Raw genomic sequence first — 15,035 nt, 5'->3', positions numbered from 1 at the left:
TCGGCGCAGAGCGACAGCCTACCTCTGACTGCCGCCAATCTTTGCAACAGAGCCCGGCTCGCTCAGGCTGCTATGGCCCAACGCGACACGTCCGTTTCCGACCTCTGCAAGGAACTCGGGATCGAGCGCGTCACTCTCTACCGCTATGTCGGTCCCAACGGGGAACTCCGGGATTACGGTCAGCGCGTGCTTGCTGCCAAAACGCGATGATGATGACGGGAGCCCCGATCAAACTTACCCAAGCGGACGCCGCAGACGTTGCAGACCTGTACAACCGTTGCAGCGACTATTTCCTGTTGCAGGACGGGGCCGCGCCCACGCTGGACGATGCTCGCGAGCTTTTCTCCGATGTGCCGCCCGAAAAGAGCGCCCACAATCAAGCTGTCCTGGGATGGAAGGGGCCTGGCGGCCTATATGCAATCGCGGCCATCCTCCGCGATTATCCGCGTGATGGCACATGGTATCTCGGCTTCATGATCGTAGATGCCGCACAGCGTGGTCGTGGCGTCGGACGCTCAATTTACTCGACGGTCGAAAGCTGGGCCGCTGCGAGAGGTGCCACAGAGATTCGGTTGGCCGTGCTGGAAGCGAATGAAGCGGCAGAGCGATTTTGGCGTTCTCTCGGCTTCATTGAGTATCGGCGCGTTGGGCCAGACACCTTCAAAATGCGTAGCCATCGCCGGATAGAACTGAGCCGTCGCCTTTCTGGCGCGACCGTAGAAGGCAGCAACAAGTAAGATCTCGCGCCGGCTATCTGGGCGAGCTTGGCGTAGGATTCCGCCCCCTCCCGCAAACGCCCCCTTTCAGGGAAGGGGGCTTGAGATCGCCTTGATGGCCTTCAATCCCGTTCCAAAACGAGCGATCGCGTCCCTGTTTCTCTCCAGCTCGCCATAGGGCAGATAGGCGAAGTCGAGATCGGCAATACGGCTGAAAGCCGGGCGACGGAGTTGCGCGCGAACGTCCTGCTCGCGCGCATTCGGTGCGACCAGGAATAGCCCGGCGGCAGCGTGCAGATCGCTCCCCGACAGCGCCAGATCGAGCATGCGCACGATCCCCGAGTAGATCGAGGTCGAATGTTCAACCTCGAACGCGGCGGCGACGCCGTCGCCACCCTTCGCCAGCCACAACACGTCGATGAGGCGGATCGAGTCCGCTCCGGGAGAGGTCGCAATGGCGTCTGGAAGGCGCTCGAGGCATCCCTGTCCAAGCGGGCAGCCAGCGTGAAGTCGACCGCGGTCATTGGCGGCGATCCACACATCGTAACCGAGGGCATGGCCGAGGTCGCGCAGCCAGGCCTGGATTTCGGCGTGCGTGCGATCGGTTTCGCCCTGCGCGGCGGCTGTCTTGTCGAGCCGGCTTGCCTCCGCTCTGGCATGTTCCAATCTGCCGAGCCAGTCGTCGGCCGCCGTTGCGTCATCCTCCAGCGGTGGCGCGGGATAGCGGCCCGAGCCAATGTCGAACAACAGTCCGCCGATCGCGCCGAGATCGTTGGAGAGCAACTCGCGGTAACGGTCGTTGAGGTCGAGGATGCCGGCGCGCATGGCGAGAAAATGATCCCATGACCCGAGCTTCACCTTGGCGCCGGTGACGGCATTGTAGCCCTTGACGATCGCGGTATTGAAGGGCGGCACCAGCGTCGGGTGAAGGAAATAGAGCAGGTTGGCCGCCGCCGGCCCCAGCCCCTTGATCTTGAGCGCGTCTATGCTGCGGATGTGGCTGATGATCTCCTCGGCGGTATCGCAGCACGAGCAATTGTCGAGCAGGCGACCGAACGCCCGCTGGTTGTCCGGGCTTTCGTAGATGTCTGGAATGCGCAGCTTGGGCTTCCACAGCCAGGCATGGTCGGCGCCCTTGAAGATCTGCCGCTGTTCGGCGATCGAGTGGACAACCGTTTCCAGTGACGAGCCGCGATAGGCGACGCCGAACCGCCCACTTTCGATTTCTGCGACCACCTGCTGCAGCCCGCGACGGATGGAGCGGAAGTTTTTCAGCCGTTCGTCCCACAGAAACCAGGAGCGATAGGTGGCGCCGGGATCGTCTCGCCAACGACGGACAAGCTCGCTCACGAGATCATGATGTGTCGCGGGTAACAAGGTCATACTGGCTGGGTCATCTAAACTGGGCTCCTTGCCGTTCAGGCTATCGCGAGCAAGGGCGGCTTGCACGTTCAATGTGCGATCCGCGAAGCGTGCTCAAATTGTCGGTGATCGCGCAGGGAAACGCCGCTGGCATTGGGCGTTGCCGGTCGCAACCGTCGACCGGGCGCACAGCCAGGCAGACGGCCGGCACGGGCGTCGCCGCCCGGGAGCGGCGCCGCAACCAGCTTTTTCCGGTCGAACTTAGCGGATCACTGCTTTGCGATCGCGGTGACCTCGCCATCGCTGCCCTTGAGCGAGAGGTCGAAATCGACCTTGTCGCCGACCTTGACCGCATCGGTGATCGACGGCGCGGCCTTGAACGCCATCGTCATCGCGGGCCACTTGGCCTCCGGGATCGGACCATGATCGAGCGTGATCGTGCCTGCCGCCTTGTCGATCGCGGTGACGGTGCCATGGCCCTTGGCCTTGATCGCGGCGTTCGCGTCAGGCGCCATCGACATGTTGCCCATGTCGCCGCTCATGGTCGCGGCGGGCGCCGCCTCGTTGGTCTCAGTCGCAACGGGGGCCTCCGCCTTCTTGCCGCACGCGGCAGTCAGGGCGGCGAGGCCGAGGGCAATGGTCAGTCGTGCATGGTTCATCGTCTTCTCCTTCATGATGAAACGGGTTGAGGGATGGGATCGGTCTTGGGCCGGCGCAACAGCAGGTAGGCGGCGGGCAGGACGAACATTGAGAGCAAGGGCGCGGTCAGCATGCCGCCGATCATCGGCGCGGCAATCCGGCTCATGACCTCCGAACCCGCGCCTGATCCCAGCAGGATCGGCAGCAGGCCGGCCAGGATCACCGCCACCGTCATCGCCTTGGGACGGACGCGCAGCAGCGCGCCTTCGCGCACGGCGGCCTCGACCTCGGCAGCGTCCGGATGTGCGCCGCGCTCGGCCAGCGCGTTCTTGAGATAGATCAGCATCACCACCCCGAACTCGGCGGAGACGCCGGCGAGCGCGATGAACCCGACCCCGGTGGCGATCGACTGGTTGAACCCCAGCAGATAAAGCGTCCAGATGCCGCCGGTCAGCGCAAACGGCAGCGTCCCCATGATCAGCGCCGCCTCGTCGAAGCGGCCGAAGATGAGGTAGAGCAGCACGAAGATGATCAGCAGCGTCGCGGGCACGACCAGCTTCAAGCGGTCGACCGCGCGCTCGAGATATTCGAACTGGCCAGAGTAAGCGATGCTGACCCCAGGCGAGAGCCTGACCTGTTTCGCCACCGCACGCTGCAGATCGCCGACCACCGAGGCAAGATCGCGCCCGCGCACATCGACGTAGACCCAGGTCGAAGGCCGGGCATTCTCGGTCTTGAGCATCGGCGGTCCCTCGGCGATCGAGACGTTTGCCACGGTGCCCAAGGTGATCTGCTGGCCCGCGGGCGTCAGGATCGGTAGCGCCCGCAGCCTTTCGAGGCTGTCGCGCAATTCGCGCGGATAGCGCACGCTGATCGGATAGCGGGCGAGGCCCTCGACCGTCTCGCCGATCGTCTCGCCGCCGATCGCGCCGGAGACGATGGCCTGGACGTCGGCGATGTTGAGCCCGAACCGCGCGGCGGCGGCGCGGTCTATGTCGACATCGACATAGCGTCCGCCGGTCAGCCGCTCGGCGAGCGCCGAGCTGACGCCGGGCACGCTCCTGGCCACGGTCTCGACATCATGCGCGATGCGGTCGAGCTCGGCGAGGTCACTGCCCGACACCTTGACCCCGATCGGGCTCTTGATGCCCGTCGCGAGCATGTCGATGCGGTTGCGGATCGGCGGCACCCAGATATTGGCGAGACCCGGAAGCTTCACCCGGCGATCGAGCTCGTCGACAAGGCGTTCGGGCGTCATGCCCGACCGCCACTGGTCGCGGGGCTTGAATTGGATCGTCGTCTCGAACATTTCGAGCGGCGCGGGATCGGTCGCGGTCTCGGCGCGGCCGGCCTTGCCGAACACGCTTTCGACTTCGGGCACGGTCTTGATCAGGCGGTCGGTCTGCTGGAGCAGCTCACTCGCCTTGGCGGCCGAGAGGCCCGGCAGCGCCGAGGGCATGTAGAGCAGGTCGCCCTCGTCGAGATTGGGCATGAACTCGCCGCCGAGCCGGCTGAGCGGCCAGGCCGTGGTGGCGAACACCAGAGCCGCGATCAGCAGCACTGCCTTGGGCCGCTTCATCGTCCAGTCGATCGCGGGCCGGTAGATATTGGTGAGCCAGCGATTGACCGGATTGGCCTGCTCGGCCGGAATGCGGCCCCGGATCAGCCAGCCCATCAGGATCGGCACCAGGGTCACCGACAGGATCGCGGCCGCGCCCATCGCATAGGTCTTGGTGAAGGCGAGCGGCGCGAACAGCCGGCCTTCCTGCGCCTCCAGGGTGAAGACCGGAATGAACGACAGCGTGATGATCAGCAGGCTGAAGAACAGCGCCGGCCCGACCTCGGCCGCCGCCTCGGTGACGACGATCCAGCGCATCTCGCCATCGAGATGTCTGTCCGGGTGATCCTGCTCCCAGCGTTCGATCCTCTTGTGGGCGTTCTCGATCATGACGACCGCCGCATCCACCATCGCGCCGATGGCGATGGCGATGCCGCCCAGCGACATGATGTTGGCGTTCACCCCCTGGAACCGCATTACGACGAACGCGGCCAGCACACCGAGCGGCAAGGTCAGGATCGCGACCAGCGCCGAGCGGACGTGCCAGAGGAACAGGGCGCAGACCAATGCGACGACGATGAACTCCTCGACCAGCTTGCGGGTGAGGTTCTCGACCGCGCGATCGATCAGCTGCGAGCGGTCATAGACCGTGACCACCTCGACGCCCGGCGGCAGGCTTTTCCTGAGATCGGCGAGCTTGTCCTTGACCGCCGCGATGGTCTCACGGGCGTTCTTGCCTGACCGAAGAATAACGACGCCGCCGGCGACCTCGCCTTCGCCGTTCAGTTCGGCGATGCCGCGCCGCATCTCGGGGCCGACCTGGATCGTGGCGACATCGCCGAGCCGGACGGGCACGCCGCCCGCCGCAGTCTTGAGCGGGATTGCCCGGAAATCGTCGAGCGTTTTCAGATAGCCCGAGGCGCGGACCATATATTCGGCCTCGGCCATTTCCAGCACCGAGCCGCCGGCTTCCTGATTGGCTTGGCTGATCGCCTGCACTGCCTGGGCGTGGGTTACGCCGTAGGCCGCGAGCTTCACCGGATCGAGCAGCACCTGGTACTGCTTGACCATGCCGCCGATGCTGGCGACTTCGGCCACGCCGGTCACGGTCTTCAGCTCGTAGCGCAGGAACCAGTCCTGCAACCCGCGAAGCTGCGAGAGATCGTGCCGGCCGGTGCGGTCGACCAGCGCATATTCATAGACCCAGCCGACCCCGGTCGCGTCCGGCCCGAGCGCGCTGCGGGCGCTGGCCGGCAACCGACCCTGGACCTGGTTGAGATATTCGAGCACGCGGCTGCGCGCCCAGTAGAGATCGGTGCCGTCCTCGAAGATCACATAGACGAAGCTGTCGCCGAAGAAGCTATAGCCGCGCACCGTCTTGGCGCCGGGCACCGACAGCATGGTGGTGGTGAGCGGATAGGTGATCTGGTTCTCGACGATCTGCGGCGCCTGACCCGGATAGGAAGTGCGGATCACGACCTGCACGTCGGAAAGATCGGGCAGCGCGTCGATCGGGGTCGAGCGCACCGCCCACAGGCCCGCGCCGACCAGCGCGAGCATGCCGAGCACGACGAAGAAGCGGTTCCTCACCGACCAGCGGATGAGATGGGCGATCACTGGCCCGCCACCTTCGCCATATGCCGCAGCGTCGGTCCCGCCGGGGGCCGGTCGAACCCGAACCGGACCCGGTCACCCGCCTTGAAGCCGCGCGCGATGCCCGGATTGGCGAGCGCGAAGGTCATCGTCATCGCCGGCCAGTCGAGCGCGGGAACGGGCTCGTGGCTGAGCGTCACCGAATTGGCCGTGATCCGCTCGATCTTGCCCGTCGTCTCGTACAGCGTGGCTTTCGACGCCGGCGCGGCGATGGTCGCCGATGCCGCACCGCCGCCGATCGGCCGCGCCTCGATTCCCGACAGGCTCGCCTCGGAATCGATCAGGAACTGCCCCGAGACGACGACGTTCTCGCCGGGCGACAGGCCGGCAAGGATCTCGGTCTCGCCGCCTGCCTCGCGGCCGATGCGGACCTCGGCGGGATGATAGCGCCCGTCGCCTGCGGCCAGCATGACGAGCGTGCGCCTGCCCGTGCGGATCACCGCTTCGCTCGGCACCAGCAGCGCCGGCTTGGCATCGCCGCCAAGCGCGACGCTGGCGAACATGCCCGGCCGCAACCGGCCGTCCCGGTTGGGCAGCTCGATCCGCACGGTGAGCGTGCGGCTGTCGGCCTGCGTGGTCGGCAGGATCGCGATCACCCGGCCGGCGAAGCGCTCGCCGGGGAAGCCCGCCAGCGTGGTGCTGGCATTCTGGCCGACCCGGACATCGCCCGCGCGCGCTTCGGGCACCGCGGCATTGAGCCAGACGGTGCCGAGCCCGCTTACCTGGGCGAGCGTCTGGCCCATGGCGAGCGTCACGCCGGCACGGGCGTCGAGCGTCTGGATCGTGCCCGAGATCGGCGTCGTGATCGTCACCACGCCGTTCGGGCGTCCGCTCCGCTCGACGCTGGCGATGAGGCCGTCGGACATGCCCATCAGCCGCAGTCGCTGGCGCGCGGCCGCGGTGAGGTCGGGCTTGCCGAGCCGCCTGACGCTCAGATATTCGGTCTGCGCGCCGCCCCATTCGGGCAGGAGCAGGTCCGCGATCGGCGCGCCGGCGCGGACCACGTCCCCGGGCGCTCGCGCATAGACGCGGCTCACGAACCCGCCCGAACGCGCCTGGATGACGGCGACGTCGCGCTGGTTGAAGTCGATCGTGCCGGTGACCTCGAGGGCCGAGGCAAGGCTGCCCATCTTCGCCGCGACGACCCGCAATCCCAGGCTCTGCCGCGCGGCGGGATCGACGGCGACCGTGGGGGCCGCGCCGGCGCTTCCTCCGTCCGCGTATCGCGGCACGAGCTGCATATCCATGAAGGGCGACTTGCCGGGCTTGTCGAACTTCTGGTTGGGGAACATCGGATCGTACCAGTAAAGGACTTTGCCTGCCCCGGCGGGCGTGGTCGCCTCCGATTGCGGTGCCTGGCGATGGCCAGCCCAATAGCCTGTGCCGCCGGCCAGCAGCGCGACAGCCAGGATCGATGCGCCCCAGCGCAGCGCGGATTTATCGAGCGTCATGGCCGCTCCTCCCCATAGGTGATAGTGATGCGGACCGCGTCGCGCGCGACGTCGGCTTCGCGGTTGAGCGCCTCGACCTCGGCCTCCGCGAGCCCGAGCGTCGTGAGCAGCGCGGCGCCAAGGTCGAGCTTGCCGGCGCCATAGCTGTCGCGGTCGAGCTCGGCGCGGTGCCTGGCGAGTGGCACCAGCGTCTCGCGGGCATTGCGCAACCGGGAGAGATGCATGGCATGGTCTGCGAGATCGGCGTCGAGCTGCGCCACCAGCTCGCGGCGGATCGCCTCGCGGTCGAACCGACCCCCTTGCGCAAGGCTCTCGCTTGCAGCGATCCTGGGGTTCTGGCGCTTGCCGGCGAACAGCGGCAGGTCGATCGACACGCCGACCGAGGCCATGTCGCCGTACATGGGATCGCGCCGGCCATAGGTGACGCCGACCTTCCAGTCGGGGCGCTTGTCGGCGCGCGCGAGACGCACGTCCGCTTCGGCGACTGCGATCCGCGCGTCCTGCGCGCGCAGGGCGGGAAGCGCATCGATCCCGGCCCGCAGCCGGATCGGATCGACATCGAGCATCGGCGGGTCGCCCGTCGCCTGCGGGTCGGGGTCGCCGGTATAGCGCGCGAGCCGGGCCCGCGCCTGCGCCACCACCGCAGCCATCTCGGCGCGGCGATCGGCGATGGCGGCGCGGAGCTGGTCGGGCTCGAGCGCCTGGCTCGGGCGCGCGCTGCCCGACGCCAGGCGTGCGGTCACGGTCTTCTGCAGGTCGTCGAGGCTGGCATCGAGCAGGTCGAGCTGCCGGAGCCGGCGTTCTCCATAATAGAGATCGACCCAGGCGAGGGCGGTCTCGAGCCGCACGTTGCGGCCTTCGACCAGCTCGCCCGCCTCGGCGATACCGATATCGGCCGCGGCGCGCGCGGCGCGTGCATGGCGCTTGGCGAGATTGGGGAAGGTCTGGCTGAACCCGATCGTCGCCATAGTGAAATCGTCGCGCGTGAAGCTGCCGGCATTGGGGCCGCTCACCGGGAAGTTCTGCAGGCCCAGGTCGAGCGTCGGATCGGGCAGGCGATCGGCCGCGACCGCCGAAGAGCGGGCGCCGGCTGTCGCCGCCGCGCGCGCCTTGAGGCTTGGCGCGTTGGCGGCAGCGAGCCTCACTGCCTGCTCGTAGGTGAGCGGGCCGGCCGACACCGGCACGGCCCAGGCGCTCGCAAGCGTCGCACCGATAGAGAGCAACAGGCGTCGCACAGCGCGCCTCGGCATCATGATCATGGATATCATCCCCTCATGACAGAGGCGGCGCGCCAAGATGTGACGCGCCGCTCCGGAGCGGGTTTAGCCCTTGTCCGACCTGACTGCGCCGCGCATGCAGTCGGCGGCGCTTGCCTGCATCATCGCGCAATCGCAGCTGGCCATGTCCCGGCTGTCGGGCACCCATATGCGGACACGCGCAGGGCCAGTCGCCCGCGGACCATATTGCGGCGCCGACCGCCATTCCCAATGGCCTTGCGGCGTGCGGCTCGCGTCGGTTGCAAGCGCAGGCGCGGCGAGACTGAGGGCCGCCACAAGGGCGGCCGGAAGCAGTTTGATCATCACGAAAACCTTTGACTGAAAAGAAGGAAACCGGGCGCGCACGCATCGATCGATGCGCGCAGCCCGTGCTCGTTCAATCAGGCAAGGCTGGTGGGAGGATCCGGCTCGGGCGCAACCGCCTTGCCGGTCAATATCGTGTCGGTCGTCCAGAAGCTGGGCGCGTCGTAGAGACGCGCAGGCGCAACGCCGCCTGCCAGGTCCGCTGCGACCAGCGGGATCACGCACCCCATCGCGGCGATGCAATCGAGCGTCAGGCCCTTGCAGGGCTTTTCGCTGGGCGCAGGCTGCTGCTTGGCCATCATCGCCATGCAGTCCGCATCCATGCCCTTGGCCAGCGGCGCGCCTGCCGCCTGCGGCACGCTGTGCGCGGCCGCCATCTGGGCTCCGAAGAGACCGGACAGCGCTCCGATGACGAGCAGGAGGGCGAGCAGGCGTTTCACGGGCCTCGATATCTAGCGGGTTTCGCGGGCGCAGCCAACCAAAGTCTCGCGCCGCGCGGATTTTGAAGTGCTGACGGCTGATTCCGTCAACTCCGCGTCAATAAAGATCCGGCCCGGGGAAGAAGATCGGCTGCGGCCTCTACGTATATCGAGGCTGGACCCGGGACCGTAGTCCCAAGCCTGAAGAGACGCTCTTCCCCTCGGCAAAGTCCGGGCGGTGGCTTACCATCCAAGGAGGTGAATATGGTCAGAAAAACTCTCATGGTCGCGCTTGCCGGCATTTCGATGCTTGCTGCCGTCCCCGCTATGGCCCAGGGCATCGGGCACAGCCTGTTCATGCGCGGCTCGATCGTCGACACGGGCAGCAACGGCACGGTCGTCTGCATCGGCAAGGCCGATGGCGCCGAGGTCGGCCAGAAGCTCGAGGTCTATCGCGTCGTGACCCATCCGGGTCCGTCCAAGGGCGTGGCGCCGACCTATCACCGCCAGCTCGTCGGCCATGTGACGATCGACCATATCTTTGACGATCACTTCGCGCACGTGTCCGTCGCCGACGGCACGCCTGCCAGGCACGACATCGTCGAGCTTCGCAAGAACTGACAAGCCGGTGGCCCGGCGGCACGGGCTGCCCTGCGACGCGTCGGGGCAGCGGGCCGCCGGCGACGAGGAGACCGTTCGGGGTCAAAGCGAAACCGCTTGACCCTGGACCATGGTCCAACCGGCATGATCGAGCGGATGACATGGGCAATTTCAAGATCGGCGAACTGGCCGCGGCCGCAGGCGTGGGGCGGGATACGATCCGCTATTATGAGCGGATGGGCCTGCTGCGCGAGCCCGCGCGCACGGCAGCGGGCTACAGGCTCTACGACGCGACCGACCTCGAGCGCGTCAATTTCATCCGCTCGGCGCAGGAGCTTGGTTTCACACTCGAACAGGCCCGGCAGCTGCTGGCACTCAGGGCGTCGGACACCGCGCATGCCCAGGCCGTGCTCGATATCACGCTTGCCAAGATCGCGGACGCCGAAGCCCGGCTCGAGCGCCTGTCGGATATCCGCGACATGCTGCGGATGCTCGCCGACGAATGCCCGGGCGAAGTGCCGGTCTCCGATTGCCCGATCCTCGCCTTCCTGACGGCGCGGCGGAAAGACCAGCAGCATAACAAGAAACATCAGGCAGCGCAGGACGAACGATCACCACGAGCGAAAGGGGTTTTGTCATGAAGAAAATGCGTTTGATCGCCGTCCTCACGCCGGCGCTGCTTCTAGGCGCCTGTGTGACCACGCGGCCGACCTCGGCGCAGGTCGAGAGTTGCCGGGCGATGGAGGGCAATATGGGTCTCCAGACGCCGCATGATCATGGCGAGATGAAGGGGCAGGGGCGCAACCCGATGAACCTCTCGCACGACCGGTGTCTCCGGATTCTGCGCAGCGCGCAATGAGCCGGTCCGGACGCCAGGGATGGCGCCCGGACACAGTTTTCAAGCCAAGGAGCAAAGCCATGATCGACCATGCGAAGAAAGCCCTTCCACTTGTCGGCGGAAGCCTGTTGCTGGCGCTCGCGCTTTCGGGCTGCGACCGCCAGGCCGACCAGACGGTGCCGCCCGCGGCGAACAGCGTCGCCGCCACCCCGGTCCTGACCGACAGCGGCAACGCTGCAGACGCGGCGCCGATGGACGCGATGAGCAACCAGGCCGAGATGGAGCGGCATCACCGTCAGGCGATGGACCATGACGCGATGCGCGCCGGGGCCGGCAACCAGACCGCGCCGGCACCCGATCCCGCGCCGGGCAATGCGGCGATGCCGATGAAGGATATGTAGGCTCGCACACTAAGGGGATGAGGATGTCCAGGCGGATCAGCCTTCGACGCTTGAGCCTCGGCTGCGCAATCGCTCTCAGCCTGTCCGCGAGCGCGGGCGCGCAGGAGGGCGAGGATCATGCCGCGCATCATGGCGCAGGCATGCCGGCCGGCGGGGGCATGTCCGCACCGGCAGAGCCGGGGTCGTCGGACATGGCGAAGATGATGAACCCCATGATGGATCGCATGATCAATGGGGAAGGGGAGAATGAGCACGGCCACGAATCGCGCCGGACCGGCTTCATCTCGCAGCTGCTCGCCTTTCCCGCGCTTGACGAAGCGGCAAGGCAGCGGGTCGCTGCGCAGGCCGGCGAACGGGTAAGCACGGGTCTGGCGATGATCAACGCCGCCTCGGCCGACGGCGCGCGTGCGACCACGGTCTCGGCCCGGCTCGATGCGGCGCGGCGCCTGCGCGAGGGAACCGACCTGTTCCGCTCCGGCACCGCCGCGCAGGGCGCGATCGGGGGCTTGCAGCCGCCCCGGGAGGTCGGGCTTGCCTGGCTGCGCGATCAGCTCGACATCGACCAGGCCGCGCCCGGCCATGCCGATCACTGGTTCGGCATCTCGCCCTCGCACCTCCTTCTCATGCTGTTCCTGGGGCTGGTGAGCGCCACGCTTATCGCGCTGCAGATCTTCCGCCTGCGGCGGATCGGGGCGATCGCCGGCGGTGTCGCCACCGCCAAGGTTCCAGCAAAGCCGGAGCCGAAGGCTGCCCCTCCCGCTACCAGGGTTGCGCCCGCGCCTGCACCCGTTGCCGACAGCGCCGGGCTCGCGCCGAGCAATGCGGCCGCACCCGCTGGGGCGTCGCTGCGCAAGCCCAAAAGCTGGGCGGGGCAGCTGCGCGTGGTCCAGATCGTGCGAGAGACGCCGAGCGTGCTGACCTTCCGGCTCGCGGACCCGACCGCCGACCGGCTGCCGTTCGACTTCCTGCCGGGCCAGTTCCTGCAGGTCGAGGTAGAGCCCGAAGCGGGCAAGACCGCGCGCCGTTCCTACACGATCGCCTCTTCGCCGACCCAGCGGGCCTATGTCGAACTGACGGTCAAGCGCGAGGAGCAGGGCGTGGTCTCGCGATACCTGCACGACAAGGTCGTCGCCGACGATCTGCTGAAGGTCAGCGGACCGTTCGGCGCCTTCACCTTCACGGGAACGGATGCCCAGAGCATCGTGCTGATCGCGGGCGGGGTCGGCATCACCCCGATGATGTCGGTGCTGCGCTATCTCACCGACACCGCGTGGAAGGGTGATATCTTCTTCTTCTACGGCGCACGGTCGACCGAGGAATTCGTGTTCCGCGACGAGCTCGAGCGGCTCGAACGCCGTTTTCCCAACCTCCATGTCGTCGCCGCGATGCAGCGCGCGCCCGGCACCGTCTGGATGGGCCCCGAAGGGCCGATCACGCGCGAGATGATCCTGGCCGCGGTGCCGGAGATCGCGAGCCGGCGCATCCATATGTGCGGCCCGCCGGCGATGATGGGCGCGATGCGCGGCGTGCTGGCGGAACTCGGCGTCCCCGACGCGCAGCTGCACACCGAGGCGTTCGGTCCGGCCTCGCTGCCGGCCGACCACGAGGATCTCGAGGTCAAGCCCGCGCCCCCGCCAGCGGATAAGCCGGCCCCGAGCGCCGAGGTGGCGCCGAGCACGGTGACCTTCTCCGTGTCGGGGGTGTCGGCGGCCTTGCCCGCGGACGAGACCGTGCTGGAGGCGGCCGAGGGCGCGGGCGTCGAGATCCCCTATGCATGCCGTGCGGGCACATGCGGCGCCTGCGTGGTCAAGCTGCTGCAGGGCGAAGTGACGATGGAGGTCGAATCCGGCCTTGCGCCCGCCGACAAGGCGCAAGGCTATGTGCTCGCGTGCCAGGCGAAGGGGACGGGCACGCCGCTCGTGGTCGAAGCCTGATGCGCGAACGCAGCGACATTGCCGTGGGCCTGCTGGTCGCGTTCCTGCTGCTGTTCCCGTTCGGCTATCTCGTGCATGTGTCGCCCCGCTTTCCGGGTAGCCTGGCCGGCGGGATCATCGGGATCGCAGCGCTCGTGCTGATGCTGCTGACGCTTCCTTATGTCGCGGCCAAGCACATCGCCTGGGTCGACAAGGCGCTCTCCCGGGTCGTCAGCAAGCCAACCCTGCTCGCCATCCACATCTATGCCGGCGTGCTGGCGCCGATCCTGGGTCTGGTCCACGCCGCGCACAAGCTCGAAAGCCCGGTCGGCCTGCTTCTGACCGTCCTCCTGCTGATGACGGTCATCACCGGCTTCATCGGCCGCTACCTGCTTGCCCAGCTTGGTCGGGCGCTGCGCGGACGCAGGTCAGAACTGGCCTCGCTTCGCGCCGCCTTCCTCGAGGAGCCGGCGGCGCCGACGCAGGCCGATACCGCAGCCCCGCCGCTGTCGGGCTGGAAGCGCTATCTGTTCGTCGCCGGGGATGCGTCCGCGGGCCAGCGCCCCCAGGACAAGGCGGGGATCGCCGCAGCGCTGGCCGATACCGAATTCGCGATCCGTGCCGAAGAGGCAACCAACACCCTGTTCGCGCGGTGGCGGTTCCTGCACATCCTGCTGGGCTGTCTCATCTTCGCGCTGCTCGCGCTCCACGTCGGCGCGGCGATCTATTACGGGCTGCGCTGGCTATGAGCTGGCAGCGTCTTTCCTACGCCGTCTTCATCGCAGCCCTGCTGGTGATGGTCGCCGCGGTCGCGATCCGGATGCGATCGGACGCGCCGAGGGATGCCGGCCTGGTGGCGCAGCTCGTCTCGCCCGGCCCGCTCTCGAGCGCGCACCAGTCCTTTGCCGGCCAATGCACGGCCTGCCACACGCCGGGCAAGGGCGTCGAAACCCGGACCTGTCTCACCTGCCATGCGGGCACCGATTTCGGGACGAAGCAGTCGACGCAGTTCCACGCGAAAGCGACGCAGTGCACCTCCTGCCACGTCGAACATGAGGGAGAGCGCGGCATCATCCGCATGGATCACGCCGCGTTGCTCGACATGGCGAAGTGGCGGCAGCCTTTGGCGGGCATGTCGACAAACACTCGAAGCCTGACCCCCGAGACCGCGCTCAATTGCGCGAGCTGCCATGCGTTCCGCGATCCGCACCAGGGCCTGTTCGGCACCGACTGCGCGAGCTGCCACAAGACCGACAGCTGGAAGATCGCCAATTACCGCCATCCATCGGTCAATTCGACGCAGTGCGCCGAGTGCCATAAGGCGCCGCCCAGTCACTTCATGGAGCATTTCAGCATGGTCTCGCAGCGCGCAGCCGGATCGAAGGCGCGCGTCGACCAATGCTATGCCTGTCACGCCACCGACAGCTTCAACAATATCCGCAAGCGAGGCTGGTATGATCACCATTGAGGCCGACTGGCTGAGCGCCTTCTTCCGGCTCGCCGTGATCGGCCTGGAACTGGCGGGCACGCTGACCATCCTGGTCGGCGCGGGGCTCGCAACCTTTCTGTTTGCGCGGCGGGCGAGGGCGGGCGACCGAACCGAGGCCTATAGCACGTTCCGCTCGGCGCTCGGCCGCAGCATCCTGCTCGGCCTGGAATTTCTGGTCGCCGGCGACATCGTCAAGTCGCTGGTGATCAACCCGACGCTCGACGATCTCATCGTGCTGGCCGGGCTTGTGCTGGTGCGGACCTTCCTGAGCATCTCGCTCGGGGTCGAGATCAACGGTCACTGGCCCTGGGAGGAAACCCGGATGGCGCGGGAGAAGGCGCGTGCGGCGTCGGATGGGTCGCCGGCGACGGCTGAGGCCGCCGGATGCGGCACACCGCGCAAGGGATAGCCGATGG

At 67.4% G+C, this 15,035-nt stretch carries 16 protein-coding genes and 1 pseudogene; 10 read left to right on the top strand and 7 right to left on the bottom strand.

Going from position 1 to position 15,035, the window contains the following annotated elements; translation table 11 throughout:
- Positions 1-210, top strand: a pseudogene (locus tag SPHS8_RS17340) (hypothetical protein); the annotation flags it as partial.
- Positions 207-737, top strand: a complete 531-nt coding sequence (locus SPHS8_RS17335) for a GNAT family N-acetyltransferase (RefSeq protein ID WP_007686150.1) — start codon at positions 207-209, stop codon at positions 735-737. The pseudogene SPHS8_RS17340 and the gene SPHS8_RS17335, both read left to right, overlap by 4 nt.
- Before the next feature lie 66 nt (positions 738-803).
- Here SPHS8_RS17335 and SPHS8_RS17330 read toward each other — a convergent pair whose 3' ends face one another.
- From SPHS8_RS17330 to SPHS8_RS17300, 7 genes are all read right to left on the bottom strand, one after another.
- The gene (locus SPHS8_RS17330; RefSeq protein WP_007683327.1) at positions 804-2,066 is read right to left on the bottom strand and encodes a hypothetical protein; all 1,263 of its coding nucleotides are present in this window, start codon (positions 2,064-2,066) and stop codon (positions 804-806) included.
- A 281-nt stretch (positions 2,067-2,347) separates the two neighbouring features.
- Positions 2,348-2,752, bottom strand: coding sequence for a copper-binding protein (locus SPHS8_RS17325; protein WP_007406376.1), 405 nt, complete (start codon positions 2,750-2,752; stop codon positions 2,348-2,350).
- Positions 2,749-5,892 (bottom strand): efflux RND transporter permease subunit, encoded by a 3,144-nt coding sequence (locus tag SPHS8_RS17320; protein WP_007406408.1) that lies wholly within the window; start codon positions 5,890-5,892, stop codon positions 2,749-2,751. Before SPHS8_RS17320 ends, SPHS8_RS17325 begins: the two co-directional genes overlap by 4 nt.
- The gene (locus tag SPHS8_RS17315; RefSeq protein WP_007406384.1) at positions 5,889-7,379 is read right to left on the bottom strand and encodes an efflux RND transporter periplasmic adaptor subunit; all 1,491 of its coding nucleotides are present in this window, start codon (positions 7,377-7,379) and stop codon (positions 5,889-5,891) included. Before SPHS8_RS17315 ends, SPHS8_RS17320 begins: the two co-directional genes overlap by 4 nt.
- Positions 7,376-8,638: a TolC family protein gene (locus SPHS8_RS17310; RefSeq protein WP_013039107.1), complete on the bottom strand. Its 1,263-nt coding sequence runs from the start codon at positions 8,636-8,638 to the stop codon at positions 7,376-7,378. Before SPHS8_RS17310 ends, SPHS8_RS17315 begins: the two co-directional genes overlap by 4 nt.
- Before the next feature lie 63 nt (positions 8,639-8,701).
- Positions 8,702-8,959, bottom strand: coding sequence for a hypothetical protein (locus SPHS8_RS17305; protein ID WP_007683334.1), 258 nt, complete (start codon positions 8,957-8,959; stop codon positions 8,702-8,704).
- 77 nt (positions 8,960-9,036) lie between these two features.
- A complete protein-coding gene (locus tag SPHS8_RS17300; protein ID WP_007406428.1) occupies positions 9,037-9,399 on the bottom strand; it encodes a hypothetical protein in 363 nt (120 codons plus the stop codon).
- Between the two features lie 261 nt (positions 9,400-9,660).
- On the opposite strand from SPHS8_RS17300, the gene SPHS8_RS17295 reads away from it, so the two are divergent.
- The 8 genes from SPHS8_RS17295 to SPHS8_RS17260 all read left to right on the top strand — a co-directional run bounded on the left by SPHS8_RS17295 (position 9,661) and on the right by SPHS8_RS17260 (position 15,028).
- Complete coding sequence (locus tag SPHS8_RS17295) at positions 9,661-9,999, top strand: hypothetical protein (protein WP_007406371.1); 339 nt, start codon at positions 9,661-9,663, stop codon at positions 9,997-9,999.
- Positions 10,000-10,139: 140 nt separating this feature from the next.
- On the top strand, positions 10,140-10,619 hold the full coding sequence (locus SPHS8_RS17290) for a heavy metal-responsive transcriptional regulator (protein WP_007406417.1): 480 nt from the start codon (positions 10,140-10,142) through the stop codon (positions 10,617-10,619).
- Positions 10,616-10,837 carry a hypothetical protein gene (locus SPHS8_RS17285; protein WP_007406426.1) on the top strand — a complete coding sequence of 74 codons (222 nt, stop codon included), beginning with the start codon at positions 10,616-10,618 and terminating at the stop codon, positions 10,835-10,837. Before SPHS8_RS17290 ends, SPHS8_RS17285 begins: the two co-directional genes overlap by 4 nt.
- 59 nt (positions 10,838-10,896) lie before the next feature.
- A complete protein-coding gene (locus tag SPHS8_RS17280) occupies positions 10,897-11,217 on the top strand; it encodes a hypothetical protein (RefSeq protein ID WP_007406382.1) in 321 nt (106 codons plus the stop codon).
- 23 nt (positions 11,218-11,240) lie between these two features.
- A complete protein-coding gene (locus tag SPHS8_RS17275) occupies positions 11,241-13,151 on the top strand; it encodes a 2Fe-2S iron-sulfur cluster-binding protein (RefSeq protein WP_013039106.1) in 1,911 nt (636 codons plus the stop codon).
- Positions 13,151-13,879 carry a hypothetical protein gene (locus SPHS8_RS17270; RefSeq protein ID WP_007406424.1) on the top strand — a complete coding sequence of 243 codons (729 nt, stop codon included), beginning with the start codon at positions 13,151-13,153 and terminating at the stop codon, positions 13,877-13,879. The genes SPHS8_RS17275 and SPHS8_RS17270 overlap by 1 nt, the downstream gene beginning before the upstream one ends.
- A complete protein-coding gene (locus tag SPHS8_RS17265; RefSeq protein WP_007406380.1) occupies positions 13,876-14,598 on the top strand; it encodes a hypothetical protein in 723 nt (240 codons plus the stop codon). The genes SPHS8_RS17270 and SPHS8_RS17265 overlap by 4 nt, the downstream gene beginning before the upstream one ends.
- Positions 14,585-15,028 carry a DUF1622 domain-containing protein gene (locus tag SPHS8_RS17260; RefSeq protein ID WP_007683337.1) on the top strand — a complete coding sequence of 148 codons (444 nt, stop codon included), beginning with the start codon at positions 14,585-14,587 and terminating at the stop codon, positions 15,026-15,028. The genes SPHS8_RS17265 and SPHS8_RS17260 overlap by 14 nt, the downstream gene beginning before the upstream one ends.
- Positions 15,029-15,035: the final 7 nt, after the last annotated feature.

Source organism: Sphingobium sp. S6 (assembly GCF_905120495.1).
GTDB classification, from domain to species: Bacteria; Pseudomonadota; Alphaproteobacteria; order Sphingomonadales; family Sphingomonadaceae; genus Sphingobium; species Sphingobium agri.
Note: the sequence above shows the minus strand (reverse complement) of the source record. Positions and strands in the feature narration are given on the sequence as shown.